This is a genomic window from Paenibacillus humicus NBRC 102415 (genome assembly GCF_004000905.1).
Lineage (GTDB): Bacteria > Bacillota > Bacilli > Paenibacillales > Paenibacillaceae > Paenibacillus_O > Paenibacillus_O humicus.
The window spans coordinates 19,862-45,250 of record NZ_BIMD01000011.1 but is presented as its reverse complement, the minus strand read 5'-3'; the positions used below and the strand labels follow the sequence as shown (position 1 = coordinate 45,250).

Below are 25,389 nucleotides of genomic sequence, written 5' to 3'. Positions count from 1 at the left end.
AAATCCTCTTGCTTGCCGGAGGCTTTTAGGCCGAATTCAAGGACATAAACCGACAAAATGTTCTATTATGGCAATAGATGGGTAAAAAGTAGGATTCATCAGTATGCGCAGAGCGCAGGCGTGCTGCCTGCCCCATAGCTAAAAAGAGAGCGGAAGGGCCATGCGGTCCGAATGCGAGCGGGGGACACCATGACGGATATGAAGGTAAGAATAGCGGGGACGGGGATTTATCTGCCGGAGATTCTCGTGACGGATGCGGAAATGGACCATCGCCTGCAGGTGAAGCCGGGGTGGGTGAGAAAGAAGACCAATGTCCATCGGCGGCGCTTTGTCGGGACCGAAACGGCTTCGCAAATGGGGGCGGTTGCGGCGAAGCGGGCGCTTGAGGCGGCGCAGCTCGAATTCGCCGACATCGACTGCCTGGTATGTACCAGCGCCACGATGCAGCAGCCGATTCCATGTACGGCATCGCTGATCCAGGAAGCTCTCGGACAGGGCAAATCGGGGGTCCCTTCCTTCGACATCAATTCCACCTGCCTGAGCTTCGTGGCCGGCATGGATGTGATGTCCTATATGGTGCATGCAGGACGATACCGGAGGGTGCTGCTCGTCTCGACGGAGGTTGCTTCCAAAGGGCTGAACTGGGAGCAAAAAGAAAGCGCGGCGCTGTTCGGCGACGGAGCTGCCGCGGTCGTCGTCGAGCGCTCTGGAGAAGGAGCCTCCCGCATCCTGCATGCGGCGATGAATACATACAGCGCAGGGGCGCATCATTCGGAGATTCGGGGCGGCGGCAGCGGACTGCATGCCGGCGAGTACAAGGAGGAGAACGACTCCGAGTTCCGCTTCGATATGAAAGGCGAAGCGATCTTCCGAATGGCTTACAAGCTGCTGCCGGACTTCATGGAGGGCGTGCTCCAAGCGACGGGAAGCGCGATCGGCGACTACCGTCTCGTCGTCCCCCATCAGGGAAGCGCGATGGCGATGAGGCTGCTGAGCCGCAAGCTGGGCATCTCGGACGAGCAGCTGATGAACATTACGCCGGAATTCGGCAATGTGATTGCAGCGTCGATCCCGATGGCGCTTCACGAGGCGATCCGGCAGGGCAGGATGCAGCGGGGCGACCGGATCCTGCTATTCGGGACATCGGCCGGATTTTCGATCGGAGCGATCGATCTTGTCTACTGACGGCCTCAGAGGGAAGAGAGTGCTTCTGACCGGGGGGCGGGCTCCGGCTGCGCTGGAGATGGCACGCCTGCTGGCAGCTGCAGGCTGCGAGGTGATCGCCGCGGAGAGCACCCGGCATCATCTGTGCCGGGTATCGCGGTCCGTGAAGCGCAGCTGCCGGGTTCCCTCGCCCGCCGCGGATCCTGCCGCATTTGCGGACGCGCTGGAGGAGATCATCGCACAGGAGGGAATACACAGCCTGATTCCGACCTGCGAGGAGCTCTTTTTCGTTGCGGCAAGCCGCGAGCGGCTCGGGTCGCAGTGCGCCGTGTTCACGGCGCCGCTGGCCCAGCTGCAGAGGCTGCACAGCAAGGCGGAGTTCATCCGCACGGCCGGCCGTCTGGGCTTCAACGTGCCCATGACCGTACGGATCAGCAAGCCCGAGGAGTGGCGCGATTTCGCGCATTCCTCCTCCTTCCGCGACATGCTCTCCTCGGGAGGCTGCGTCCTGAAGCCGGAATACTCCCGCTTCGCGGCCAAGGTCAGGATCGCGACCAGCCGCCAAGAGCTGGCGGAGGCGGCATCCGAGCTGGGGACGGGCCATTATCCATGGGTAGCCCAGCAATATATCGGAGGACGGGAAATCTGCACCTACAGCATCGTTCACGACGGCAAGGTGACCGCTCATGCGGCCTACGCCTCCGAGCTCTCCGCCTATGGCGGGGCGAGCGTTTATTTCGAGCCTTTGCGCCACCCCGCCGCACAGGCCTGGGCAGCCCGGTTCGCGGAGCTGGAGAGGTTCACCGGGCAGCTCGCCTTCGACTTGATCGAGCAGGAGGACGGCAGCCTGATGCCGATCGAATGCAATCCGCGTACGACCAGCGGCATCCATCTGCTGGCTGGAAACCCCGGCATAGCCGAGGCCTTGCTGCTGCCGCAGGCAAGTTCGGCCTCGGCTCCTGTCGAACCTCGGCCGGACAAGCGCGTCATGCTGGCGCTGCCGATGCTGGCCGCAGGCCTCAGCGGCCGGCTGCGGGGCAAGCCGGGGCGGCACTGGCTGCCGCGCTGGCTCGGAGCGGGCGACGCGACGTTCCGCTGGTCCGATCCCCGGCCCGCCCTGGAGCAGCTGCTGCTGGCGAGGGAGCTGCAGCGGACGGCCCGGAGGAGAGGGCTGAGCCTGATTGAAGCGGCAACCTGCGACATCGAATGGAACGGGCGTGAGCTGGTATGAAGGCATTGGTGACGGGCGGGACGGGATTTCTGGGGAGCCGCCTGGCTGCCCGTCTTCGCGATGCCGGCTGGGAGGTGACGGCGATGGGCCGCAGCGACGAGGCCGGCGCGAGGCTGAAGAAGGAGGGAATCCGCTATCTGAAGGGAGACCTGCGGGACAGCGGGCATGTCATGCAGGCATGCGCCGGCCAGGAGGCGGTGTTCCACTGCGGCGCTTTGTCGGCTTCCTGGGGGCCGTATCGGGATTTCCAGGAGACGAATGTCCAAGGCACGGCGAATGTAATCGCGGGCTGCAGACGGCATGGCACGGCGCGCCTTGTCCATGTGTCGACGCCAAGCGTATGCTTCGGCTCTTCGCATCGCCTGAACGTGCGGGAGACAGACCGTTTGCCGGCCCGCCAAGCGAGCCCTTACGCCGCTACGAAACGGATGGCCGAGGAAGCGGTGCTGGATGCCGCCGCAGCGGGCTTGTCCGCGATCGTTCTCCGTCCTCGGGCTGTTTTCGGTCCCGGCGACACGTCGATTCTGCCGCGGCTGATTCAGGCCAACGCCGCCGGCCGGCTTCCGATGATCGGCGGCGGGCGGGCTTTGATCGACCTGACTTATGTCGACAATGCTGTGGACGCGCTGCTTCTCGCCCGGCAAGCTCCGGAATCTCTGTCCGGGCGCGTGTATCACATTACAAACGGGGAGCCGATTCCATTTGCGGAGGCGGCGGAGCGGCTGTTCCGGGCGCTTGGCGAGCCGATGCGCGCCAAGAAGCTGCCGTTCCCGGCCGCTTACGCGGCGGCGGCGCTCATGGAGCTCGCAGCGGCTGCCGTTCCCGGCGGCCGCGAGCCGATGCTGACGCGGGCGACGGCCGGCATGATCGGCCGCAGCCAGACGCTGGATATCGGAGCGGCCCGGAGCGAGCTCGGTTACGAGCCGCGCGCAAGCATCGACGAAGGACTGGCTGCATTTGCAGCGTGGTGGAAGGAGCGCGATCATGGACGTTAAGCTGCCGACAACCAAGAAGGTCAAGCTGACGCTGCATGCGGCCGGCTATTGCAAGCACCCGGAATGGGTCACCATTCGCGGCGGCGGAAGGGGCGCCATCCGCATCCCGGCGCTGTTCGCCTGCATCGAACATCCGGATGCAGGCATTCTGCTGTGGGATACCGGCTATGCCTCCCGGTTCCTGACGGAGACGGACAAGCTGCCCGCACGGCTGTACCGGATGACGACGCCCGTCGTCTTCCGCGCCGAGGAGAGCGCTGCCCGGCAATTGACTGCCAGAGGCATCGCGCCGGAGCAGGTCAACGGCATCATCGTGTCCCATTTCCACGCCGATCATATCGCCGGGCTGAAGGATTTCCCGAATGCCCGATTCTATTATGAAGCCGAGGCGTACGAGAAGGTGCGCCATTTGCGGGGAATTTCAGCCGTCCGCCGCGCTTTCCTGCCGGGTCTGCTGCCGGCCGATTTCCTTGAGCGTTCGCAAGCCATCGACCCCCGGAAGAAGGTCAAGCTGCCGGAAGCCTACCCGTTTTCCGATGCCGCAGACGTGCTGGGCGACGGCAGCCTGCTGGCCGTGCCGCTGCCGGGCCATGCCGACGGACAGATCGGGCTGCTGCTGTCGACGGAGGAGAGCGATCATCTCCTCTGCGCGGACGCGGCTTGGTCGAGCGCGGCCATCCGCGGCAACCGGCCGCCCCATCTCCTGGCCGGCCTCATCATGCCGGACCGGAAGGCGTACGCCGACAGCCTGGACCGGCTTGTCCGGCTGCAGCGGCGGATGCCCGATCTGCGCATCATCCCTTCGCATTGTCCCGAGATCTGGGAGAAGGACGTCCAAGGAGGAGAAGGTTCATGAAGCTGCCGGATGCTTGGCTGATCCTGAGCCATTACATCAAGACGAATTATCTCAAGAACGTCATGCTGCGCGATCGGAGCCGGCTGGAGGCTTGGCAGGAGCGCCGGGTCCGGCGGCATTTGCGCGAGGTGCGCAAGCATTCTCCCTTTTACCGGGAGCTGTGGCGGGACGGCTCGCCGGATGGCTGGCGGTCGTATCCCGTCATCGACAAGGGCGTGTTCATGGAGCGCCTGGATGAGCTGAATACGGCAGGGATCCGCAAGGAGACCGCCATGGAGCTGGCGCTGAGGGCGGAGCGCACGCGCGAATTCGCGCCGATGATCGGCGAAGTGACGGTCGGCCTCTCCTCCGGCACGTCGGGAAGCCGGGGGCTGTTCCTGGTCAGCCGCAGGGAGCGGCTGGCGTGGGCGGGGACGGTGCTGGCCAAGGTGCTGCCCGGACCGCTGCTCGGCCGCCACCGCATCGCCTTCTTTCTGAGGGCGGACAGCAATCTGTACGGCTCCGTCGGCAGCCGGAACATCGAATTCCGCTTCTACGATCTGCTGGACCCGATTGCGGAGCTCGTCGCCCGCCTTCAGCAGCAGCAGCCGAGCCTGCTCGTCGCTCCCGCCTCGATGCTGCGCCTGCTGGCGGACCTGCAGCGGGAAGGAAGGCTGTCGATCCGTCCGGACAAGCTCGTGTCCGTAGCCGAGGTGCTCGATCCCCTGGACCAGGGAATCATCGAGAAGGCCTTCGGTCAGCGGCTGCATCAGGTCTACCAGTGCACGGAGGGCTTCCTGGGCGCCACCTGCGCCCAGGGCACGCTGCATATCAACGAGGATGTCGTCTGCATGCAAAAGGAATATGTTGACCGCGAGGCCGGGAAGTTCGTGCCGATCCTGACCGACTTCTCCCGCCTGACACAGCCGATTGTCCGCTATCGGCTGAACGATCTGCTGACGGAGCGGCAGGAGCCTTGCCCTTGCGGCTCGCCCTTTCTGGCCATCGAGCGGATTGAAGGCCGCTGCGACGATATGTTTGCTTTTCCGTCCGTAAGCGGCGACCGGCAGGTGCTGATATTCCCCGATTTCATTACCCGGGCGATCGTGGCTGCAGCCTCCGAGGTGACGGCCTACCACGCCGTTCAGCATGCCCCGGGCGAGATGGAGCTGGCTCTAGAGGTGGACGACCGTCACCGGGAAGCGTCGCAGTCGGCGATTCTGCAGGCGTTGCGGGCGCTCGGCGAACGGACGGGCAGCCAGCCTCCCCATGTAGCCTTCTCGGCTTATCGGCATGCTCCCGGAGACCGCAAGCTGCGCCGGGTAGAGAGGAGGTTCGAGCTTGAGCAGAGCGGCGGAGATCACGCTGTATGAACGGGATTCTGCAGAGAAGATCCCGTGGCCGAAAACAGAGGATGGCCGGTACGCGGAGCGATTTTTGCGGCCGATGCTGGAGCAGTCGGTGGAGGGCTTCATTCCGAATGTCCGGACGAGGCTCTATGTCGTCCAGGCGGGCAAGCAGGTGCTGCCGGTGACGCTGAACGAGGCGGAATACGGCAACTCCTATGTCTGCTCGCCCTATACGCATTATGTCAGCTACGCCCGGCAGGAGCTGCATCTGATCCGCTCCCGCGCGGCCCGCGTGCTGCTCTCCGGGCTGCTGACGGTGATGGGCGGTCTGCTGAAGGCGAGCCGCTTCAACCGGACGGCGCATATCAACAATTGGATGGTGTCCACCAACCTGTACCCGTCCTGCTCTCCCGATCAGCTGAAGGCCGTCGCGCAGACGCTGAAGCAGCGTTTCCCGGATTACGGCCTCGTGCTGCGCTCCTTGAACCGCACGAACCACGGGGAACTGCTGGACGCGCTCGTGCAGGAGGGCTTCCGGCTTGTTCCGAGCCGCCAGATCTATTTCTTGGAGCCGTCGAACCCGGCTGCGATGAACGCCAAGGCCCGCTGGCTGGTGAAGCGCGATTACGCTCTGCTGGCATCGAGCGGCTACGAGGTCATGGATCACGACGAGCTGAAGAGCGCAGATATGCCGCGGCTTGCTGAACTGTACCGAATGCTGTATCTGGAGAAATACTCGTACGACAATCCCCAATTCGGGGAAGCGTTTCTCGAGCTGGCAAGAACGGAGAAGCTGCTCCGCTTCCAGGCGCTGCGGAGCCGGAAGACGGGGCGGATCGACGGGGTCATGGGGTATTTCTGCCGCAATGGGATCATGACGACGCCTGTATTCGGCTATGACACCTCGCTGCCGCAGGAGCTCGGCCTGTACCGGATGCTGTCCGCGGTCCTGATCCGGACGGCCGGCTCGAGCGGGCATCTGCTGCATGAGAGCTCCGGGGCCGCTCAGTTCAAGCGCAATCGCGGCGCTGTCTCCGACATCGAGTACAGCGCCGTGTATGATGCCCATCTGCCCTGGCACCGGAGGGCCGGCTGGTCGTTCCTGCATCTTGTGCTGAACCGGATCGGGATCCCGCTGCTGCGGAAATACAAGCTCTGATTGGCCGGGGCGGAGAGGAGAGAGGGATGAAGCAAGGGGATAGAATCGCCCTGGTTACGGGGGCATCGAGCGGGTTCGGGCTGCTCACGTCCGTCGAATTGGCCAGGCGAGGATTTAAGGTCATCGCGACGATGCGGAATCCCGGCAAGAGCGGGACGCTGCTCGCAGAGGCTGAACGCGCAGCGGTGCAGGACCGTCTGGAGACGATCCGCCTGGACGTCACGGAACCGGCTGCGATCCGGGAGGCTGTTGCGGATGTCATGCGCAGGCATGGGAGAATCGACGTCCTGGTCAACAACGCGGGCTACGCGGCGGGAGGCTTCGTCGAGGAGGTGCCGATGGCGGCCTGGCGGGAGCAGATGGAAACCAATGTGTTCGGCCTGATCGCCGTCACGCAAGCGGTGCTGCCGCATATGCGCGGGCAGGGCTGCGGGCATATCGTCAATATCAGCAGCGTAAGCGGCCTGATCGCCCTTCCCGGCTACGCGCCCTATAGTACGTCCAAGTTCGCCGTGGAGGGCTTCAGCGAGGCGCTGAGATTGGAGATGAAGCCTTTCGGCATCGATGTCTCGCTGGTGGAGCCGGGAGCTTACCGGACAGAGATCTGGAAGAAGGGCTTCCATGCGGTCCATGTCTCCGACGCCTCTCCATATCGAGGGATGCTGGACAGGATTCTGGCTTATTCGCGCAAAACTTCCGATAACGCGCCGGATCCTGCCGCAGTCGCCCGGCTTGTCGCATCGATCGCCGGCACGGCCAAGCCCCGGATGCGCTACCTGTCCGGGCGCGGCATGAGGCTCTCTGTCTGGGGCCGCGCCCTGCTGCCCTGGCGCTGGTATGAAGCGCTGCTGCTGCGGATGCTGAAGTGACGGCTCATCCTCCGGAATCCTTGGAGCGCGATCCGATCAAATATCCGATGATGGTCGATTCGACCGGAAGGACGACGAGCGTCCACATCTCCTTCAGCCCGAAGTCGGCGGACCGGTAGGAAGCGGGCGTCAGCGTATACACGAGGGCGATGAGCAGGACGCTCAGCGCGATCGTGCCCACGATATAGAGGCGGACATTTTCGCCGGAGCCGAAAAATTTTCCGAGGAAGCCGAGCTCGGCTTTTCTTTTGTCGCTCTCCGCGTTGGCGGCGATGATTTTGCTGGCGACCTTGGGATCCTGGATCTCGAGCTTATTCATCTCCCGGACCTCCCTTGCCGGAGTAGAACGTGAAGGCCAGCGCCCAGGCCGACAAGTCGTAGTGGATCGTCACCTCGTAGCGCAGAGACAGGCTGCGGCTGTCCAGTACGCCCAGATGGATCAGATCCTCATTGCCGGTCGGCTTGCCTCGCGGATAGTTGATGCAGGCGATCCGGACTTCGTTGTAGCGGATCAGCCGGATATCCGTCGCGATGTCGTCCCGCTGCGGGTCGTGCTCGATGCAGAAATGGAACGTCAGAGGGTCCTTTTCTTCCGACAGCGTTATTTCAATCGGGCTCATGCCGTAGGCGGATACGCGGCCGTAATAGACGGCCTCCATTCCCCCGGATGTAATTTTCATCGTCATCCCTCCGATAGCGGTCTCGTACAAGCATCCTCGTTCTAGTGTACGATCGAGGCGGCGGGGACATGACTGCCGAAGGAGCCGGTGACTGGCAAGAGTCCATGACCGGACAAGAGCCTGCTTCTTCCGCCCTTAAACAGCGGTCGTGTTGGGATCAGCTTCACTTCCGGGCACGGCATGCCAAAAAAGGCAGGAAGGACCGAGGTCCTTCCTGCCTTTTTCGTTCCTGCGGGCGTCTTACGCTTTGTTCGAAGAACCGAACTCGCGCATTTTGCCGATGACCGTCGCTTTGATCGCGTCGCGTCCTGGTGCCAGGAATTTGCGCGGATCGTAGACTTCATGGTCAGCCGTCACGATTTCACGGACTTTTTTCGTGAAGGAGATTTGGTTCTCCGTGTTCACGTTGATCTTGGCCGTTCCGAGGGAGATGGATTTCTTGATGTCGTTCGTAGGGATGCCCGTGCCGCCGTGCAGTACGAGCGGAAGCTTGATCGTCTCGCGGATCTCGGCCATTTCCTTGAAGCCGAGGTTAGGCTCCCCTTTGTAAGGGCCGTGGACGGAGCCCAGAGCAGGAGCCAGGCAGTCGATGCCTGTCAGCTTGACCAGCTCGAAGCATTCTTTAGGATCTGCGTAGATAACGCCGTCAGCAACGACGTCGTCTTCCTGGCCGCCGACCGTGCCGAGCTCGGCTTCAACGGAAACGCCTTTGCTGTGCGCGTATTCAACGACTTTCTTCGTCGTTTCGACGTTCTCGTCGAACGGATGGTGGGAAGCGTCGATCATGACGGAAGTGAAGCCGGCATCGATGGCTTCTTTACATTTGTCGAAGCTGGAGCCGTGGTCGAGGTGGATGGCAACCGGAACCGTGATTTTCATTTCGTCGATCAGAGCGCCGACGATGGCGGTAACGACTTTGAAGCCGCCCATGTAACGGGCCGCGCCTTCGGATACGCCGAGAATGACCGGGGATTGCTCTTCCTGTGCCGCAGCGAGGATCGCCTGCGTCCACTCCAGGTTGTTGATGTTGTACTGGCCGACGGCGTAGCCCTCGGCAAGCGCTTTGTTCAGCATGTCCTTCATGGAAACGAGTGCCATTGTAACTCCTCCTAGTGTCCTGTTTCTGTAGATGGTTTCTCCTCATTGGAGCCCGAGGGCAAAATGAGAATGGCAAGGCTAATGGACCAGCCAATGCTTGTCTACAGCTATTTTAACATAAATGCAGGGCCGTGAACCTGGAATTTATGAGCCAGCCGGCGCTTCAACGCTGACATCGTCGAGTTAGGTTCTGTGAACGCCGGTTGGACCGGGAATCTCCGGCGCAAGTCCAAGGATTAAATTTCCACCGCAAGGCCTCCTTTATTCGCACCAAAGGAATAAGCCCCGAGGCTGGACTCTGGGCTTTTTGATGAGGCGCCATGGGGTGGCGAAGGTCAGCCCAAGGCCAGCCATAGGGAGGCATGAGCGTTGGAACCGGGGCCAGCCCAGCTTCTCGACCTTGGCGTTGTCGATGTAGAAGATGCCGTCCGCATCGTTCACTTCGAACCGGAGGTCCGTCAAAGCGGAAATTCCCGAATTGTTGAAGCCTTTGTCCGTGACGCGCTCGCCGTTGACGAAGGGGCTGTAAGAGGATGTATCGGTGTTGAGCAGCAGCTCGACAGGGAATGATTCGACTCCTTCCGGTATAAAGTTGGGTTATCAAAAAAGCATACTTGGAATTATACGGTACACGACCTTCTGACCGATGAAAATAGCGCATTGTTTGGCAGGGAGACCACCGTATGCCGGCTGCTTTTCATGCCTTGACAGAAATATAACTGAAAGGTAATGTATAAGCCATGAATGAGGACAAGCTGTTTGAAGTGCTCGCCGAGCCCCAGCGCAGAAAAATTCTCGACTCCCTGCGCGTCCGGGAGCGCTCTGTCGGAGAGCTGGTTGCTTTATCGTCGCTAAGTCAGCCCGGAATCTCCAAGCATTTGCGGATATTGCGCGAAGCAGAGCTCGTCTCGGTAAGAAAAGAAGGGCAAAGCCATTGGTATCGATTGAACGTGGAGCCATTGAAGGAGCTGGATCATTGGTTCGAGCCTTATCGGCGGTTCTGGTCGGACAAGCTGGACGCACTGGAGAAGCATATGGACGAAGAGGACCGCTAGAACGGCCCGCGTGAAACCAGGGATCCCGGGGCAGCGGCCCTGATTCCCAAGGAGGAGGTCCAATCATGTTGGCGTCATTAACCCCTGTAGCGGATGGCTACGAAGCCCGCTTCGAGCGACGCCTGAAGCACACGGCAGAGAAAGTCTGGTCGTCGCTCACCGTCAACGACAAGCTGGCGGAATGGTTCCCGGAGCTGCGGGTGGAAGAGCTTCGCGAAGGCGGAAGCATCCGGTTCGACATGCAGGACGGCACGTTCAAGGAGCTCGAAATTCTCGAGCTTCGGGAGCATTCCGTCCTTGAATACGCTTGGGGCGAGGACCGGGTCCGTTTCGAATTGTATCCGGAACCCGGCGGATGCCGCCTCGTCTTGATCGAGACCATCCGCGAGATGACCGGCCATACACCCAAGGATCTGGCCGGCTGGCATGTCTGTCTCGATGTCATCGCCGCCCTGCTGGACGGGAGAAAGATAGTCCGCATGGAGGAGTGGAAGCTGGCTTACGAGGACTACAAGCAGTTGTTGATGACCTTTTAAACCCGCAGGCACCCTTTCTGCGTGAATGAATCCATATGATGTGGCGGTTTGTCGTCTGCATACTGTACGGCATAAAGGCAAAGAAACCCTGCTCATTCGTTGAGCAGGGTTTCTTTTTGGCCATTTACAAGAGTCATAGGCAAGGTGTGGAGGGCTGCCGGCCGCCGCTGCGGCAAGCAGCTTGGCCGGGCCTGCCCGACTTTACAGGTTGGCAAAGTTAGTTTGAATGCAAGTGACAATTGCGCCGATAACCTGCCCTTTGAACGCATCGGGAACAGATTCGCCGGATACGTTGTGGTAGGTATACAGGTTGGCATCCGTATCGAGAGTGAATCCGAGCGAAAGCAGGGCATGTACAAGTTCAGGAGGAAGCTGGTCTGTTCCGAGCTTGTCCACGTAATAGGCTGTCGGACCCACATAAAGATCGACGTCGCCTTTGCTCGATTTAATGATCAGCACGTCGTTTTGGTTGTTCAGCTCCCATTGGCCCTTCGAGTAAACCGACAATCTCGAGCGCTCAAGCCCGCTTAGGCCGTCAATATTTACCCCGAAGATGTAATTGATTATCCGGCGGCTGTCCGAACCTGGAATCGTTTCTCCATAGGCGGATAGAAAATGGTCCATGACGTCATTCTTTTTCAGACTCATGATCGCAGAGTCCCGGCTCCTGTCATCCGAAGCCAGGCCGAGATAGGTTCGCACACCGGCCATGATCTCGGAGTTGTAGCTCGCAAGCAGGTTGCCTTCATCGTTTTGAGACATGAGATCGAGGTCGAACCCGAAAACCTTGCCTACCGTGTCTCGAATGACTTGGCCCCGCGCTGGATTCCCGAGCGACTCCAGGAAGATGTCCATGACACGGACTTGCGCCAAAGTAATGATCTGGCTGTCCATCTCATCCGAGTTTTCATCTGCGCCCAGGGATGCGCGAACAGCCTTCATGACCTCGATTGGATATTTTGTATTCTGCGGATTTATTACAGCATCGGCCATTGAGAAACTACCTCCGATTGAATGGTTTTGACTTACAGAACTTGGCTGCTGCCATATCCTACAATAGCACAGGAACGACAACGGAATAAATGGAAGAACAGGAAAATCCCAATCGTACGATGGCTGCAAAACAGGGCACGCAATGGACTTCGTCGGCCTTTTTTTGGCGCTCGCAGGGAAGAACGACAGCGCAGCGAGGCCATGAAGCTTCGCACGATAGAGGCCGTGTCCTACGGCGATTCCTTCCTGGCTCAAGCCACTTCAAAATTTTTGTTGGCAGCGTTTTCAATTTAAATTTTAGGATTATTCAAAATATATAGCGAAGAAATCATATGTAATTGAGCAATCTGTGATTATAATGGTGTAACGAAATGCTTACTGACAGAATATAGCTTGAAAATGAAGGTTATTTCCTTGCTGTATCAAATATTGAAAGGAAGTTATTCATTGTTTGAGACCTTGCTCTTGAATTTTTTATTTTTATTAGTTCCGGTTTTGACTTTTTTAATCTTTTTTGAAAATAAAACCCACCCCTATTCCAACAATATCCTTGTTGTTCTATCGGCCATTACGATGATTCTTTGTATCATCAAGCCAATAAAGCTAGATATTGGATTTATATTTGATTTGAGATATATTCCATTCATCATCGTGGCCTTGTTTGGAGGCCACAAGAGTGTATTCCCGCTGTATATCATCTTGAATGCATGCCGGTTCTATGTTGGAGGGCCAGGGATGCTCGAATCGTTCCTGTTCTCTACCGGGGCCTTCATCCTGATTCCTGTCTACAGCAAGACGTTCTTGAAATTGGATTCCCGTGGCCGCGTTGTCGCGGCAGCCGCTATCGCTTTTCTGACGATGGGATGTTACCTCGCGACTCTGAGCCTGATTTTAGGCGTATCCGATCGGCAATTCCAGACCCTCGCCTGGAATGCTTTGACGACTTATGTCGGAGTGATAAGCGTAATCATGATTCTGATCGAGAAGATTCTGATCAACTTCAAAAACAGGGAGCGGATCCTCCAGTCGGAAAGGTTGAAGGTCGTCAGCCAGCTGGCGGCAAGCGTCTCGCATGAGATCCGGAACCCGCTCACCGTAACGAGCGGATTCCTGCAAATGCTGCAGAAATCGGCGACGATTACGCCGGAAGAGAAAAAATTCGTGGACCTGTCTTTGCAGGAGCTCAACCGGGCCGAGAAGATCGTCAGCGATTATCTGTCGTTCGCCAAGCCGCAGTCGGAAAACATGGTCTACTCCAACATGATCGATGAGCTGGAATATACCAAAAATGTCATCATGCCCTATGCATCCATCCATGCCGTAGAGGTGAAATTCAGCTTCAGCAACAGCCTCCGAATTCGATATGACCGGAATCAGATCCAGCAATGCCTGATCAATATCTACAAAAACGGAATTGAAGCGATGAAGGAGACGGGAGGCGGCATCCTCTCCATCGATGTCGCCGAGAGAAAGCAGCATATCGTCATCAGCATCCGGGATACGGGAATCGGAATGACCAAGGAGGAGATATCCCGCCTGGGCAAGCCGTATTATTCCACGAAGGCGGAAGGGACCGGCCTTGGCATGCTCATGGTCTACAGCACGATCGACAAAGTGAAGGGCGTCATCGAAGTCGAGAGCGAAAAGGGCATCGGCACGACCTTCCTGATCACCATACCCGTGAGCGACCGGTGAAAGCTGCTGCTGCCGCAGCTTCTTTCACCGGTCCTCTGCTCAGGTCAGGCTTTTTTCTTGGCGTAGGCGGCATAGTTGTCGGTAACCGCAACGGGAAGGCTTTTGGCCAGATAGTACCGGTCATTGACCTTCCAGGTGTGGGTGCTCTTGTTTTTTCGGCGGATGTACACGTAATTGTAGGGTGAGGATGCATAGACGGTGCAGCCTCTTTTTGTGCATTTTCTTAAAAACCGGACATCCTCGCCCAAGGAGATATCGTCGAAGCGCGCGTGTTTCAGCACGCTCCTCCGGAACAAGATCGTTCCGCCCTGCACAAAATCGACGAATTTATGCTGCTCCTCGGGGGAGCGGACGACGAGCCGCTTGCTCCCTTCCAAATAGACGAGGCAGGCATGCTTGCCGATGACGGAGCTTCCTTTGGAGGCAAGCGTCTTGACCTGCTCCCGAAGATAATAAGGCGAATAATAATCATCGTGGTCAAACTTGGCGATCAGAGGATGCCTGGCCCGCGAGATGCCGCAGTTCAAGCATTGGCCCAGCGATATTCTCTCGGGCACAGAGTAGACGCGGACATGGCGGTGAGCGGAGGCTATGCGCCGGATGGCCTTCAGATCGGCCTTGTCCTTGTTGACGATGAGGATCAATTCCTTGTTCGGATAGAGCTGTCGTTTATAATTGCTCAGAATGTTCGGAATGAATTCGGGCCTGTTCGTGCAGGCCACGATCGATACTCCAGGTTTGGCCAAGTGTCGCCCCTCCATTTCGATTCAGGTCCATTCATTCTATGAAAGGCGTGGGGAAGGCGCTTGGCCAAATACCTATCGAATAAATGGAAACATATTCCTGCTTGGCGCGTCTATAGTGAAGATCCTAACCTGATCCTATAAGGAGAATCCGACATGAAGAAAGCAGCCTCGGTTCTACTGGCGTCAAGTCTCTGTCTGAGCCTTCTGGCCCCTCTGGCGAATGCGGCGGAAGCTGCCAAGCCATTGCCCGAAGCGTTCGGGAATATGATTGTCTTTCCCTATGACTATCAGAACAAAGCATTCATCCGTGGACAGAAGACGGACGTCTACACCGATTTCAAGCTGGCTCAGAGAAATGGGCGCGTCCTGGTGCCGATCCGCCTGATGAGCTATCTTGCGACTCAGGCAGACCTCCAGCAGGGCTGGGAAGCCAATTGGCAGCAGCAGAAGCCGAATGAGGTCGTTCTCCACAGCAGCAAGCTCAAACGAACGGTCAAGTTCACCGTCAACAGCACCTCGATGACTGTGAATGGCGAAGTCCGCGTCATGGATGCGGCGCCGGAGAAGGTGAACGGACAGATCATGCTGCCGCTCCGAAGCGCGGCGGAAGCGATCGGCAAGCAGATCGATTGGCATGACGGCCTTATTCTCATCGGAGACAATGCCGTGGATTGGAAGGCCGCCGGTACGGAGGCGGTCAAGAACAAGGTCAAGGAACAGCTGGCCGACACCCGCAAGCCGATCAATTATGGCGACACGGTTCCCCTCGCCCGGCATGGCAATACCTCGTATTCCTTCAAGCGCATTTATACCGGAAGCGGAGCCGTGGAGAAGCTGTACCGCAAAACAGACGGTCAGAAAGAGGCGGCCATTGAGCTGGCGGGAAGTCCGGTTTTCGATCAAGCGAAGGTCATCGGGCAAAAGCTGTATTATGTCACTACCGTTAACAAGCTGGCAGAGCTGCAAGCGTACGACCTTGCCTCGGGACAATCCGCCACCGTTGCCAAGCTGCTGTCCTGGAAGCCTGAGAATGGCTGGGTTGCCGGCATCGAGAGGATGGATAACGACCTGTACATCATCCTGCATACAGGAGACTTGACGGTGGGATCGGAGACGTTATACCGGGTGGATAACGGGACCATCGCCAAGGTGGCCGACGCCCGCAGCATCGTCCACTACGTCAAATCGGGAGAAGCTGTGTACCTGACCGACTCCGATCCGATGGCCAAGCCGGAAGGCAATCTAAGCCGGGTGGATCTGAAGACCGGCAAGAAGGAGCCGTTCGGGCAGCCGGGATATGCCTACCTCATCAACCGGACGACCAGCGGGCAAGGTCCCGGGTACTCGGACGTCGGCAGCATGTATGCTCGGGACGGCTATCTGTATGCGCTTGGCTACAAGACGAGCGACGGGGCGGATGAGAGCGCCGTGTACAGAATCAGCTTGGGAGATCAGACGCAGACCAAGCTGACGGGCCCGGCCGCTTCGTTCTGGATAGAAGGCAGCCGGATTTATTACGTCGAAGCCAAGACCGGGCATGTCATGTCCGCCGGGATGGACGGGAGCGGCGCCAAGACGCTGGTCAGCCGCAAGGCGGCACAGATCCAGTTCGCCTCTGGAGCCATCTATTACAAGGTCAATCCGGCCGGCAGCGACTACGATCCCGGAGAGCTGTTCCGGTACGACCTTGCCTCCGGCAAGGAAACGAAGCTGACGGCTCAGCCCATAAGCTCGTACTATACGGGTGCGGCCGGCGTCTACTATTTGTCCGGCGGTTACGAGCCCGGCATCTATCGGGTCGATCCCGACGGCAGGCAGGTGCGGGTAGCCCCAGACAATATCGCCGGCGCTATTCTGACGGAGGAGGGCATGGTGTACTCGATGACCTACAAGGAAGGAATTTACGCGGTGAAATGAACGGCCGGCGTTTTGGCTGCCCGCGAGAGCTCCCATTCCTGTCCATGCGCGCACAGCAAGAAGAGAGGCCTCGGCCTCTCTTCTTTGTCCGTTTAAGCCGGAACTGCCGGTTGGTTTCTTGCGAGCTGTCCGCCAGCAGCGGCGGATAGGGAGAAGAACGCGGCCGTCATTCATTTGAGCCGGGGCATCCAGCGCGGGCTTGCTCTGTGGAGGAGCCCGTATGGACCGATATTCTATAAGTATCCAAAACCCGAGCTTCGCCGATCCGGATTTTCTGATGGGCTGAGGCGGTCCGATATCGTCGGCTGAAGAGAGGGAACGTGTTCCCTCTCTTTTTTGCCCTGCCATCCGTGGTATATTTTCTTTATCCATAGGCTGTCCGCAGTGGCAGACCCTGGGCGGGATTATCATTCTTGAACGAAGAAACGGAGCGGAGCATGGATAAAATCAGGTTGGCCGTCATCGGTCTGGGCGTAATGGGAAGGAATATGATTGTTCAGAAGGCTCCCGGGTTTCCGGAGGCTATCGAGCTGGCGGCGGTATGCGACCCGAACGCGGCTGCGATCGACAACATCCTGGGCAGCGCAGGCGGGGTAAGGACTTATGCGGATTACCGCATCATGCTGGATGAGGGCGGCATCGATTTGCTGTACATCGCCGTCCCGCCGGCGATGCATCATGAGGTGGCGACAGCCGCTTTCGAGAAGAACATTCATGTGTTCTGCGAGAAGCCGCTTGCGAACAGCCTGGAGGAAGCCCGCGAAATGGCGGAGCTGGCGGCAGGATCGGAGCTCGTGAACGCCGTGCATTTCTCGTTCCCGCTCGATCCCCCGGTTCTCAAGCTCAAGGAGCTGCTGGAGGATGGCGCGGCCGGGACTGTGGAGAGAATCGAGCTGTTCCTGCAGTTCCCGCAGTGGCCGAGGGCCTGGCAGCAGAACGGATGGGTCGCGACCCGGGAGCAGGGCGGATTTCTGCTTGAAGTCGGCATTCATTGGATCCATATGATCCAGCAAATTTTCGGCCGAATCGCCCGGCTGAGCAGCAAGGTCTCCTATCCGGCCGACAGCGCCTTGTCCGAGAATAGGGCCGAAGCGACGCTGACCCTGGAGAGCGGGATTCCGATCGCCCTAAGCGGAAGCACGGGCCTGCCCGGCGAGGAGCGGGTTTCCATGGTTGTGCATGGTTCCCAAGGCGTCATCGCCTTGGAAAACTGGCAGCATCTGTACAGCGGGGTTTCCGTCGACAGCCTTCAGGAAGTCGATACCGACGACGGGATTGCAAGCCCGCTCCCGATGCTGAAGCAGGTCATCGCGGCGCTGAGAGGCGAAGATGCGCTCGTCTATGATTTCGCGGACGGCTACAACGCCCAGGTCGTGCTGGAAGCGCTGCGCCAATCCGCCGGCTCGACCGTCGAGCTGGGCCCGCTGTATATCGCCCGTCGATGAAAGTCGACCGCCTTCTGGCGATTACCGTTCTGCTGCTGAGCCGCAAACGGGTGAGCGCCAGAGAGATGGCGGAGCGGTTCGAGGTGTCGGCCAAGACGAATTCGAACAGTATGATTCGCTTGAAAACCCGGGGGACACGGAAGCGCGCATCCACAACGCCATAAGGTGAAAAAAGCAGGCTGCAGCAAGCGCCAAAAAAAGAAGCCTTCGAGGGGCTTCCTTTTTTTTGTCGCTTATATAGGCTCGGCAAGATCAAAGGCTCGGCGTGTCTCTGTTGATGCTTGGATCCGGTCCCGGCTGCGCTTCCGCCAGCCCGGCCTGCTCCGCCGGCCGGTTTTCCTGCTCAACGGTCCTGGCTGCGGCCTGCTGTTTCTTGCCCCGCATCCAGCGCCAGGCTCCCGCGAGCGCGGCGATCAGGATGACGCCGAATTTCTTGATGCCGACCACGAGGAGCGCAAGCAGGCCGACCTTTTTGGCCACCGCGAGGCTTGCGCCGCCGACGACCAGAGCTGCCAGGCCGTAGTTGGATTTTTTGTCCTTCCCCTCCACGTAATCCTCGTAGCGCTTGCCTTCCTGGATCGTGAACACGCTGAGCACCTCCGCCTCCATCTGCTCCCGTGCCGCAGCAAGATGCTCCGGATCGGAAACAAGAACAGCCGAAATATAGCCTTCGCGCGTCAGCAAGCGGACGTTGTCGTTGATGATCGTCTCCTGGTCGTTGTCATGCGCCCTCAGAGTCCAGGTCAGGTTATGCAGCTTCTCGTCGTAATGGGGCTCGTTCTCCCAGCCGTCGACGAACAGCCAATCGGCTTCGCCGCGCTCCTTGTTCGCTTCTTCGGTCCCTTCCTTGTAGCTCTTGAGAAGCTCCTTGGCATCGATGCTGTTCTTGTCCTCATCCGAGATGTGCCCGACATCGTCGTAATCGAAGAAGACGGCCCAGCTGTCGTTATCCGCCGGAAAGACCGAGCCGATCTCGCTGCCGTTCGGAACGCCCCCGTTGCTCTTCTGGAAGGCCCGCGTGTCATCCGCATTCAGCATGACGTATCCGCTGCCAAGCTTCAGCTGAGCAAGGCCGTCTCCGAGCTCGACCTGCTGGCCGCTGCCCTCGATCCAGTTCAGCTCTCCCTCTGCGGAAGCCACTGCCGGCACCGTCAAGGACAAGGCCAGAGCCAAAGGCAACATCCATTTCTTCATGCTTGATGCCTTTCCGTTCATTCCATCTGCACGCCCCTTATTTACTTACCTTGAAACAGTTTAGTAGAACATTAATAAGAATTAAAGGAATATTGGGAAATCAAATCAAAATTTCCAAAATAGAAGGAAAACGTAAATCGACATCGGGATAATTTTATTCGGAGAATAAGAGGAGACCATAGGAGATTTTCCGTACCCTAACGAATGGCTATATCGAAATAGTCCCTTGCTTTCCTATTTGCTGCCTCGTAAGCTTAGGCTAAAATCCGAAGGGTGCTGACCTGCGTGCCGAATTCCTTTCTCTAGGCTGTTGTGGCATGAATACATCAGACCGGGAGATGAATACAAGTGAATGAAATCTTATGTGCGATGCGCCTGGAAACGGAGCGTCTGATCATCCGTCCCTACAAGGAAAGCGACCTGCTGGAGTCCTACGAGCTGATGCAGGATGCGGAGCTGCTGACGTACATGCATATGGACGTATTGCCCATGGAGCCGTACGAAGAGCTGTTCCAATGGCTGCTGGCCAGTTACGGGGATCGGTTCGAAGGGCCTTTCAAATACTCGTTCCCCATCATCGCCAAGTCGTCCGGCGAAATGGTCGGCTGGTGCGGAATCGGGGAGCTTGATTTCAGCCGCCCGGACAAGGAGCTGTACTACCTGATCCGCCGCAGCGACTGGGGCCGGGGATATGCGGGCGAAGCGGCTGCCGCGCTGGCGGCCTATGGATTCGACACGATCGGGCTGGACCGGCTGCATGCCAAGGCCGATCCCCGCAACGCCGCGTCGCTCCGGGTGCTCGAGAAGCTCGGCTTCTCCTTCAGCCATATTCTCGAAGGACTGGACGGCGATGACGGGAACTGCAATGGAGAGAGAATGCATGTGCTTTCGAAGGAAAGCTTCCAGGGTCGCCGTCAATAGCCACGCAAGGAGCTCTTCCCTATAAGGGGGAAGGGCTCTTTTGCTTGTTCCGTCCAGACCGTTGTCACAATAATGGCTTTATAGGTCATCAATGTAGTGGCCTGCCTAGGCCCGGCTGGCTACAATGGGGGTGAAAGCGCGCCTGACCGCCATGCATTCCGAACGAGAAGGAGGGCTAAGCAAGTTCCGCTTCAGACTAAATCATACGGAGGTATGAATAACATGAGATCGAATGCAAAAACGGGCAAATTCCTGGCTCTGTTCCTGGCGTTGTCCTTGATGATTCTGCAAATTCCTTTTGCGCCTGGCGCTTCAGCAGCTCCGCAAATATATGAAGCCGAGTCTGCCGCGCTGGCCGGCGGCGCCGTGAAGGCGACCGATCATACCGGTTATACAGGCACGGGCTTTGTCGGAGGATTGACCGACGCCAATAAAGGCAAAGCTTCCATTACTTTTACTGTAAGCGCTTCATCCGCAGGCAGCTACACGACGGTTCTCCGTTATGCCAACGGCTCCGGCGGCAACCAAACGCTGAGCCTGTATGTGAACGGGTCTAAGATCAAGCAAATCTCGCTTGCCGGGACGGCGGACTGGAATACTTGGTCGACCCAGACCGAAACCGTCTCGCTGAACTCGGGAAGCAATACGATCGCTTATAAATTCGACGCGGCAGATACGGGCAACGTCAATATCGACAGCATCGCCGTCGATGCTTCCCCGGGCGCCAATCTGGCGCTGAACAAAGCCGCGACGGCCAACAATACGTTCTCGGGCTTCCCGGCATCCAATGCTACGGACGGCAATGCCTCCAGCTATTATGAAGGAGCGGCGAATTCCTATCCGAACACGTTGACCGTGGATCTGGGCAGCGCGCAAAGCATCGGCAAGGTTGTGCTCAAGCTTCCTCCTTCCTGGGGGGCGAGGACCGAGACGCTCTCCGTGCAGGGCAGCTCCGACAACTCCTCCTATGTCACGCTTGCGGCGTCCAAGGCGTATGCCTTCGACCCTTCATCGTCCAACACGGCAACGATCACCTTCACGGCAGTCTCGGCCCGCTATGTGCGGGTGAACGTGACGGCCAATACCGGCTCGACCGGAGGCCAGCTGAGCGAAGTCGAAGTGTACGGATCCGGCTCGGCGACGCCGACGCCAACCGCTACGCCGACAGCGACGCCAACTCCAACGCCAACCCCGACACCAACAAAGACGCCAACGCCGACGCCGACACCGGCCGGAACGTATGAAGCCGAAACGGCGACGCTGTCCGGAGGAGCGGCTGTGGCGAGCGATCACACGGGCTACAGCGGCACCGGCTTTGTCGGAGGCTTCACCGATGCCAACAAAGGCAATGCATCGGCAAGGTTCAACGTGAGCGCGGCGACCGCGGGCAATTACACCGTTGCGCTGCGTTACGCCAACGGCTCGACGGCTGTCCAGTCCTTGAGCATCTACGTGAACGGAGCCAAGGCTGCCCAGACTTCCCTTGCCGCGACGGCGAACTGGGACACCTGGGCCTCCAAGACCGATACGGTCGCCTTGAACGCCGGCAGCAATACGATCATGTACAAATACGATGCGACCGATACCGGCAACGTGAACCTGGACAAGATCGACATCGCCTATGTCGTGCCGACGCCGACGCCGGTGCCGACACCGACGCCGTCCCCGGGCTCCTATGGAGCTTCGATGCCGTACGATGCTTATGAAGCGGAAAGCGCGTCCTACACGGGCACGATCGTCGGACCTTCGACTGCCTTCGGCGATCTCGCCTCCGAAGCTTCGGGCAGGAAAGCCGTCAAGCTGACCGCTGCCGGCCAGTACGTGCAGTTCACGCTGAACAAAGCCGCCCAAGGCTTGACGATCCGCTACTCCATCCCGGACAACGCGGCCGGAACGGGCATCGATTCCGCGATCAGCCTGTATGCCGGCGGAACGCTGATCAAGGACGTCGGCCTGACATCCAAGTACAGCTGGATCTATGGAGCCTACGGCACGGAAGGCGGGGAGATCCGCTGGTCCAACAATCCGAATGCGACTCCAAACACCCCGCATCACATGTATGACGAGGTATCCGTCCAGCTGGACAAATCGTATCCGGCCGGCACGGTCATCAAGCTGCAGCGCAACGCCTCCAACCTGAACTTCGCCGCGACGGCGAACGTGACGGTCGACCTGATCGAGCCGGAAGCGATTCCGGCCGCCTTGTCGATGCCTGCGGGTTATGTGTCCATCACGAGCTACGGCGCGGCGGCGAACGACGGAGCCGACGATACGACGGCCATCAACAACGCCATCAATGCAGTCAAAAACTCGGGCGGAACCTACAAAGGCATCTGGATTCCGGCGGGAACCTTCACGCTCAACAACGGGACCAAGGGAGCCGGCTACAACGGAACCGGCACAAGGCTGTACCTGGACAGCGGCGTATCGATGAAGGGCGCCGGCGTCTGGTATTCCACCCTATCCGGCAGCTATGCGGGCATCTACCTGCGGGGCGGCAACGTCACGCTGTCGGACTTCAAGCTCAGCGCGAACGACTTCATCCGCGACGACTACAACGGCGTGACGGGCGTGGAGGGCAACGGAACGAACTCGACGATCTCCAATCTGTGGATCGAGCATGCCAAGGTCGGAGTCTGGCTGACGAACCAGACCAATGCCGCCACGATCACGAATTCACGAATCCGCCAAGTATGGGCGGACGGCATCAACCTGCATTACGGCACGAGCAATACGACCGTAAGCAACAACTCGATCCGCAATAGCGGCGACGACGGCATGGCGATGTGGTCGGACACCTATCTGGATACGAACAACACGTTCAGCTACAACACGGTCCAGATTCCGACGCTGGCGAACAACATCGCGATCTACGGCGGCAAGGACAACAAGGTCATCGGCAATCTGGTGACGGATACCGTCGTGAACGGCTCCGGCATCTCCTTCGGCACGAACTTCAACCCTCCGTCCATGACGGGCACGCTGACGGTCCAGAACAACATGCTGCTGAGAGCGGGCTCCTACCATAAGGACTACGGCTATCAGATCGGCGCGATCTGGGCTTACTGGGTCGGCAACAGCGGCAAAGCTCAAAACCTGACGGTCACCGTATCGGGCAATACGATTCAGGACAGCGTCTACTCCGGCGTCTTCATCGAAGAGCCGGCTCCGGGCGTATCCGTGACGTACGCTTCCAATACGATTACGAATGCAGGCACTTACGGCTTCTATGTGAGGGGCTCGGCGACCGGCGCGTCCACCTTTACGAACAATACGGTGAACGGAGCTCCTTCCGGCAAGTTCCTCAACACTTCCTCCAGCTTCACGGTATCCGGTTCCGGCAACAACTGGTAAAGATCTACCAAGACCCCTCTCCATTCCGGAGAAGGGGTCTTTTTTTCGGCGGTCGGCAATCGCAACAAGCAGACGTTCCCGATTGACAAGCCTTCTATCTGCCTCTATAGTTTAAAGGGTGATACTGATAATCATTATCAAAAGATTGGACAAAAAGGGGTATTTCAATGAAAAAGTGGATGTTCATATCCGTCCTTCTGCTGCTGACGGTGGCGCTGGCCTCCTGCGGCAGCAAAAATAACGGCAGCAACGGCAATACGGCTGCGAACAGCGGCGGCACGCCTGCTGCCTCCGAAGCTCCCGCCGCGTCTCCGGCTCCATCGCCTGCGCTCGACGAGGCTTCCGGGACAATCACCTACGAGTCCGAGACCGGTCCGGTGGAGGTTCCGGCCAATCCGCAGCGCATCGTCGGCTTGACGAACGCGCCGAACATCCTTGCCATGGACGGCAAGCTGGTGGGCGTCGATGAATGGACGGGGAAAGACCCGCTGTTCAAGGACAAGCTGCAGGGAGTCGCCGTCGTATCCGAGGACAGCCTCGAGCAGATCATCGAGCTGAAGCCGGATCTCATCGTGGCCGGCGCTCAGACGAAAAACATCGACAAGCTCAAGGAAATCGCGCCTACGGTCGTCTACACCTGGGGCAAGCTGGATTACCTGAACCAGCAGCTGGAGATCGGCAAGCTCCTGAACAAGGAGAAGGAAGCCCAGGAGTGGATCGACAGCTTCAAGACGCGCGCCGCCGAGGCCGGCAAGGAAATCAAGGCCAAGATCGGCGACAATGCGACGGTATCGGTGCTTGAATACGACGCCAAGAGCTTCTATGTCTTCGGCAACAACTGGGCCCGCGGGACGGAGATTCTGTACCAGGCGATGGGACTCGGCATGCCTGAATCGGTCCAGAAAGACGCCCTTGGTCCCGGCTACTATACCCTTTCGAGCGAAAAGGTGCCGGATTATGCGGGCGATTGGATCGTCCTCAGCCAGATGGCTGGAGTCGAAAACCCGATTTTCGAAACCAAGACGTGGAAGAGCATTCCGGCGGTCGAAAAAAACCGGGTCATCACGATCAAGACGGAAGAGTCCAGCTACAGCGATCCGATCACCTTGGATCATCTGCTGGCCATTTTCAAGGAAGGCTTTTTGAAATAAAGCCTGAACGGATGAAAAAGAGCGAGCCTCCAACCATCGCCGATGGTTGGAGGCTCGCTCTTTGCTTTTTTTTTTAAGGAAGGATATTGCCTGCTGCGCGGAAGATGGCGTACCATTCCTCGCGCGTGAGAGCGATGTCGGCGGCCTTGACGCAGTCCTGCAGACGCTCGATGTTCATCGTGCCGATGACCGGCTGCATGCGGGCCGGATGGCGCAGAATCCAGGCGACGGCGATCGTCGTGTTGCTGACGCCGTACTTCGCCGCGACCTCGTCGATCTGCTTGTTCAGCTCGGGGAACTTGTCGCTGCCGAGGAAGACGCCTTCGAAGAATCCGTACTGGAACGGCGACCAAGGCTGGATCGTGATGTCATGCAGACGGCAGAAGTCGAGGATGCTGCCGTCGCGGTTCACGGCCGAAGCGTTCTCCATGTTGACGTTGAAGCCCTGGGAGATCATCGTGGCGTTCGTGATGCTCAGCTGCAGCTGGTTGGCTACGATCGGCTGCTTTACATATTTCTGCAGCAGCTGGATCTGCATCGGATTCTGGTTGGAGACGCCGAAGTGGCGGACCTTGCCGGAGCTCTCCAGCAGGTTGAACGCCTCTGCGACCTCCTCCGGCTCGACGAGCGTATCCGGACGGTGGAGCAGCAGCGTGTCCAGGTAATCGGTCTTCAGGCGCTTCAGGATGGCGTCGACGGAATTCAGGATATGCTCCTTGGAGAAGTCGAACATGCCGGGACGGATGCCGCATTTGGACTGCAGGATGAGGTTCTCGCGCACGCTCGGCGTCATATGGACGGCTTCCGCGAAGATTTCCTCGCAGTCGCCTCCGCCGTAAATGTCCGCATGCTCGAAGAAATTGGCGCCGAGCTCAAGCGCCGTCTGGACGAAGCGCTCAGCCTCGGGCTTGTCCAGCGAGTTGATGCGCATGCAGCCGACGGCGACGACGGGAACTTCAAGACCGCTTGTTCCGAGTGGAATCGTTCTCATAGATATAAACC

General features: G+C 58.7%; 24 protein-coding genes. 17 read left to right on the top strand and 7 right to left on the bottom strand.

Features of this window, described 5'->3' with window-relative positions; genetic code table 11:
* Window positions 1–189 precede the first annotated feature (189 nt).
* From PHU01S_RS09525 to PHU01S_RS09495, 7 genes are read left to right on the top strand one after another with little or no spacing between them, the layout of a single operon-like run.
* Window positions 190–1,185: a beta-ketoacyl-ACP synthase III gene (locus tag PHU01S_RS09525; protein ID WP_127507342.1), complete on the top strand. Its 996-nt coding sequence runs from the start codon at window positions 190–192 to the stop codon at window positions 1,183–1,185.
* Window positions 1,175–2,395, top strand: a complete 1,221-nt coding sequence (locus PHU01S_RS09520) for an ATP-grasp domain-containing protein (protein WP_127507340.1) — start codon at window positions 1,175–1,177, stop codon at window positions 2,393–2,395. The genes PHU01S_RS09525 and PHU01S_RS09520 overlap by 11 nt, the downstream gene beginning before the upstream one ends.
* Complete coding sequence (locus PHU01S_RS09515; protein ID WP_127507338.1) at window positions 2,392–3,390, top strand: NAD-dependent epimerase/dehydratase family protein; 999 nt, start codon at window positions 2,392–2,394, stop codon at window positions 3,388–3,390. Before PHU01S_RS09520 ends, PHU01S_RS09515 begins: the two co-directional genes overlap by 4 nt.
* On the top strand, window positions 3,380–4,246 hold the full coding sequence (locus tag PHU01S_RS09510; RefSeq protein WP_049868544.1) for an MBL fold metallo-hydrolase: 867 nt from the start codon (window positions 3,380–3,382) through the stop codon (window positions 4,244–4,246). The genes PHU01S_RS09515 and PHU01S_RS09510 overlap by 11 nt, the downstream gene beginning before the upstream one ends.
* The gene (locus PHU01S_RS09505; protein ID WP_127507336.1) at window positions 4,243–5,598 is read left to right on the top strand and encodes a F390 synthetase-related protein; all 1,356 of its coding nucleotides are present in this window, start codon (window positions 4,243–4,245) and stop codon (window positions 5,596–5,598) included. Before PHU01S_RS09510 ends, PHU01S_RS09505 begins: the two co-directional genes overlap by 4 nt.
* A complete protein-coding gene (locus tag PHU01S_RS09500) occupies window positions 5,567–6,733 on the top strand; it encodes a hypothetical protein (protein WP_049868542.1) in 1,167 nt (388 codons plus the stop codon). The genes PHU01S_RS09505 and PHU01S_RS09500 overlap by 32 nt, the downstream gene beginning before the upstream one ends.
* A gap of 26 nt (window positions 6,734–6,759) precedes the next feature.
* Window positions 6,760–7,602 (top strand): SDR family oxidoreductase, encoded by an 843-nt coding sequence (locus PHU01S_RS09495; protein WP_049868541.1) that lies wholly within the window; start codon window positions 6,760–6,762, stop codon window positions 7,600–7,602.
* A 4-nt stretch (window positions 7,603–7,606) separates the two neighbouring features.
* On the opposite strand, the gene PHU01S_RS09490 is transcribed toward PHU01S_RS09495, so the two are convergent.
* The 3 genes from PHU01S_RS09490 to PHU01S_RS09480 all read right to left on the bottom strand — a co-directional run bounded on the left by PHU01S_RS09490 (window position 7,607) and on the right by PHU01S_RS09480 (window position 9,380).
* Complete coding sequence (locus tag PHU01S_RS09490; RefSeq protein ID WP_021877706.1) at window positions 7,607–7,921, bottom strand: hypothetical protein; 315 nt, start codon at window positions 7,919–7,921, stop codon at window positions 7,607–7,609.
* Window positions 7,914–8,282 carry a DUF6864 domain-containing function gene (locus tag PHU01S_RS09485; RefSeq protein ID WP_048747597.1) on the bottom strand — a complete coding sequence of 123 codons (369 nt, stop codon included), beginning with the start codon at window positions 8,280–8,282 and terminating at the stop codon, window positions 7,914–7,916. Before PHU01S_RS09485 ends, PHU01S_RS09490 begins: the two co-directional genes overlap by 8 nt.
* 240 nt (window positions 8,283–8,522) lie before the next feature.
* Window positions 8,523–9,380 (bottom strand): class II fructose-bisphosphate aldolase, encoded by an 858-nt coding sequence (locus PHU01S_RS09480; RefSeq protein ID WP_048747599.1) that lies wholly within the window; start codon window positions 9,378–9,380, stop codon window positions 8,523–8,525.
* Window positions 9,381–9,749: 369 nt separating this feature from the next.
* On the opposite strand from PHU01S_RS09480, the gene PHU01S_RS09475 reads away from it, so the two are divergent.
* The 3 genes from PHU01S_RS09475 to PHU01S_RS09465 all read left to right on the top strand — a co-directional run bounded on the left by PHU01S_RS09475 (window position 9,750) and on the right by PHU01S_RS09465 (window position 10,971).
* Window positions 9,750–9,950 (top strand): hypothetical protein, encoded by a 201-nt coding sequence (locus PHU01S_RS09475; RefSeq protein ID WP_127507334.1) that lies wholly within the window; start codon window positions 9,750–9,752, stop codon window positions 9,948–9,950.
* Window positions 9,951–10,120: 170 nt separating this feature from the next.
* Window positions 10,121–10,435, top strand: a complete 315-nt coding sequence (locus PHU01S_RS09470; RefSeq protein ID WP_021877703.1) for an ArsR/SmtB family transcription factor — start codon at window positions 10,121–10,123, stop codon at window positions 10,433–10,435.
* Between the two features lie 65 nt (window positions 10,436–10,500).
* Entirely contained in the window at window positions 10,501–10,971 is a 471-nt protein-coding gene (locus PHU01S_RS09465; RefSeq protein ID WP_127507332.1) for an SRPBCC family protein, read from the top strand.
* A 201-nt stretch (window positions 10,972–11,172) separates the two neighbouring features.
* Here the strand turns inward: PHU01S_RS09465 and PHU01S_RS09460 are convergent, their stop codons facing one another.
* Window positions 11,173–11,964, bottom strand: a complete 792-nt coding sequence (locus PHU01S_RS09460) for a hypothetical protein (protein ID WP_164763035.1) — start codon at window positions 11,962–11,964, stop codon at window positions 11,173–11,175.
* 735 nt (window positions 11,965–12,699) lie between these two features.
* Between PHU01S_RS09460 and PHU01S_RS09455 the strand changes: the two genes are divergently transcribed.
* Window positions 12,700–13,659 carry an ATP-binding protein gene (locus PHU01S_RS09455; protein WP_232316978.1) on the top strand — a complete coding sequence of 320 codons (960 nt, stop codon included), beginning with the start codon at window positions 12,700–12,702 and terminating at the stop codon, window positions 13,657–13,659.
* Between the two features lie 44 nt (window positions 13,660–13,703).
* Here PHU01S_RS09455 and PHU01S_RS09450 read toward each other — a convergent pair whose 3' ends face one another.
* Entirely contained in the window at window positions 13,704–14,405 is a 702-nt protein-coding gene (locus PHU01S_RS09450; protein WP_232313140.1) for a glycosyltransferase family 2 protein, read from the bottom strand.
* A 153-nt stretch (window positions 14,406–14,558) separates the two neighbouring features.
* Here PHU01S_RS09450 and PHU01S_RS09445 point away from each other — a divergent pair, with 153 nt between their 5' ends.
* From PHU01S_RS09445 to PHU01S_RS27215, 3 genes are all read left to right on the top strand, one after another.
* Window positions 14,559–16,322: a stalk domain-containing protein gene (locus PHU01S_RS09445; RefSeq protein ID WP_127507328.1), complete on the top strand. Its 1,764-nt coding sequence runs from the start codon at window positions 14,559–14,561 to the stop codon at window positions 16,320–16,322.
* 437 nt (window positions 16,323–16,759) lie between these two features.
* Window positions 16,760–17,767, top strand: a complete 1,008-nt coding sequence (locus tag PHU01S_RS09440) for a Gfo/Idh/MocA family protein (protein ID WP_127507432.1) — start codon at window positions 16,760–16,762, stop codon at window positions 17,765–17,767.
* Window positions 17,764–17,931, top strand: a complete 168-nt coding sequence (locus PHU01S_RS27215; RefSeq protein WP_507763346.1) for a hypothetical protein — start codon at window positions 17,764–17,766, stop codon at window positions 17,929–17,931. Before PHU01S_RS09440 ends, PHU01S_RS27215 begins: the two co-directional genes overlap by 4 nt.
* Window positions 17,932–18,019: 88 nt before the next feature.
* Here PHU01S_RS27215 and PHU01S_RS09430 read toward each other — a convergent pair whose 3' ends face one another.
* Window positions 18,020–18,961: a DUF2167 domain-containing protein gene (locus PHU01S_RS09430; protein ID WP_164763034.1), complete on the bottom strand. Its 942-nt coding sequence runs from the start codon at window positions 18,959–18,961 to the stop codon at window positions 18,020–18,022.
* Window positions 18,962–19,309: 348 nt separating this feature from the next.
* Between PHU01S_RS09430 and PHU01S_RS09425 the strand changes: the two genes are divergently transcribed.
* The 3 genes from PHU01S_RS09425 (at window position 19,310) to PHU01S_RS09415 (ending at window position 24,387) form a co-directional block, all read left to right on the top strand.
* Window positions 19,310–19,882 carry a GNAT family N-acetyltransferase gene (locus PHU01S_RS09425; RefSeq protein WP_246029186.1) on the top strand — a complete coding sequence of 191 codons (573 nt, stop codon included), beginning with the start codon at window positions 19,310–19,312 and terminating at the stop codon, window positions 19,880–19,882.
* Between the two features lie 222 nt (window positions 19,883–20,104).
* Window positions 20,105–23,236, top strand: a complete 3,132-nt coding sequence (locus PHU01S_RS09420; protein WP_127507322.1) for a galactose-binding domain-containing protein — start codon at window positions 20,105–20,107, stop codon at window positions 23,234–23,236.
* Window positions 23,237–23,403: 167 nt separating this feature from the next.
* A complete protein-coding gene (locus PHU01S_RS09415; RefSeq protein WP_127507320.1) occupies window positions 23,404–24,387 on the top strand; it encodes an iron-hydroxamate ABC transporter substrate-binding protein in 984 nt (327 codons plus the stop codon).
* A 73-nt stretch (window positions 24,388–24,460) separates the two neighbouring features.
* On the opposite strand, the gene PHU01S_RS09410 is transcribed toward PHU01S_RS09415, so the two are convergent.
* Window positions 24,461–25,378, bottom strand: coding sequence for an aldo/keto reductase (locus PHU01S_RS09410; protein ID WP_048747612.1), 918 nt, complete (start codon window positions 25,376–25,378; stop codon window positions 24,461–24,463).
* Window positions 25,379–25,389 lie beyond the last annotated feature (11 nt).

Excerpts from the sequence above, each read along its gene's own strand:
- PHU01S_RS09525 (WP_127507342.1), top strand. The coding sequence starts at position 190 with ATGACGGATATGAAGGTAAGAATAGCGGGGACGGGGATTTATCTGCCG.
- PHU01S_RS09515 (WP_127507338.1), top strand. The coding sequence starts at position 2,392 with ATGAAGGCATTGGTGACGGGCGGGACGGGATTTCTGGGGAGCCGCCTG.
- PHU01S_RS09510 (WP_049868544.1), top strand. The coding sequence starts at position 3,380 with ATGGACGTTAAGCTGCCGACAACCAAGAAGGTCAAGCTGACGCTGCAT.
- PHU01S_RS09505 (WP_127507336.1), top strand. The coding sequence starts at position 4,243 with ATGAAGCTGCCGGATGCTTGGCTGATCCTGAGCCATTACATCAAGACG.
- PHU01S_RS09495 (WP_049868541.1), top strand. The coding sequence starts at position 6,760 with ATGAAGCAAGGGGATAGAATCGCCCTGGTTACGGGGGCATCGAGCGGG.
- PHU01S_RS09490 (WP_021877706.1), bottom strand. The coding sequence starts at position 7,921 with ATGAATAAGCTCGAGATCCAGGATCCCAAGGTCGCCAGCAAAATCATC.
- PHU01S_RS09485 (WP_048747597.1), bottom strand. The coding sequence starts at position 8,282 with ATGAAAATTACATCCGGGGGAATGGAGGCCGTCTATTACGGCCGCGTA.
- PHU01S_RS09480 (WP_048747599.1), bottom strand. The coding sequence starts at position 9,380 with ATGGCACTCGTTTCCATGAAGGACATGCTGAACAAAGCGCTTGCCGAG.
- PHU01S_RS09470 (WP_021877703.1), top strand. The coding sequence starts at position 10,121 with ATGAATGAGGACAAGCTGTTTGAAGTGCTCGCCGAGCCCCAGCGCAGA.
- PHU01S_RS09465 (WP_127507332.1), top strand. The coding sequence starts at position 10,501 with ATGTTGGCGTCATTAACCCCTGTAGCGGATGGCTACGAAGCCCGCTTC.
- PHU01S_RS09460 (WP_164763035.1), bottom strand. The coding sequence starts at position 11,964 with ATGGCCGATGCTGTAATAAATCCGCAGAATACAAAATATCCAATCGAG.
- PHU01S_RS09455 (WP_232316978.1), top strand. The coding sequence starts at position 12,700 with ATGCTCGAATCGTTCCTGTTCTCTACCGGGGCCTTCATCCTGATTCCT.
- PHU01S_RS09445 (WP_127507328.1), top strand. The coding sequence starts at position 14,559 with ATGAAGAAAGCAGCCTCGGTTCTACTGGCGTCAAGTCTCTGTCTGAGC.
- PHU01S_RS09440 (WP_127507432.1), top strand. The coding sequence starts at position 16,760 with ATGGATAAAATCAGGTTGGCCGTCATCGGTCTGGGCGTAATGGGAAGG.
- PHU01S_RS27215 (WP_507763346.1), top strand. The coding sequence starts at position 17,764 with ATGAAAGTCGACCGCCTTCTGGCGATTACCGTTCTGCTGCTGAGCCGC.
- PHU01S_RS09430 (WP_164763034.1), bottom strand. The coding sequence starts at position 18,961 with ATGAAGAAATGGATGTTGCCTTTGGCTCTGGCCTTGTCCTTGACGGTG.
- PHU01S_RS09420 (WP_127507322.1), top strand. The coding sequence starts at position 20,105 with ATGAGATCGAATGCAAAAACGGGCAAATTCCTGGCTCTGTTCCTGGCG.
- PHU01S_RS09415 (WP_127507320.1), top strand. The coding sequence starts at position 23,404 with ATGAAAAAGTGGATGTTCATATCCGTCCTTCTGCTGCTGACGGTGGCG.
- PHU01S_RS09410 (WP_048747612.1), bottom strand. The coding sequence starts at position 25,378 with ATGAGAACGATTCCACTCGGAACAAGCGGTCTTGAAGTTCCCGTCGTC.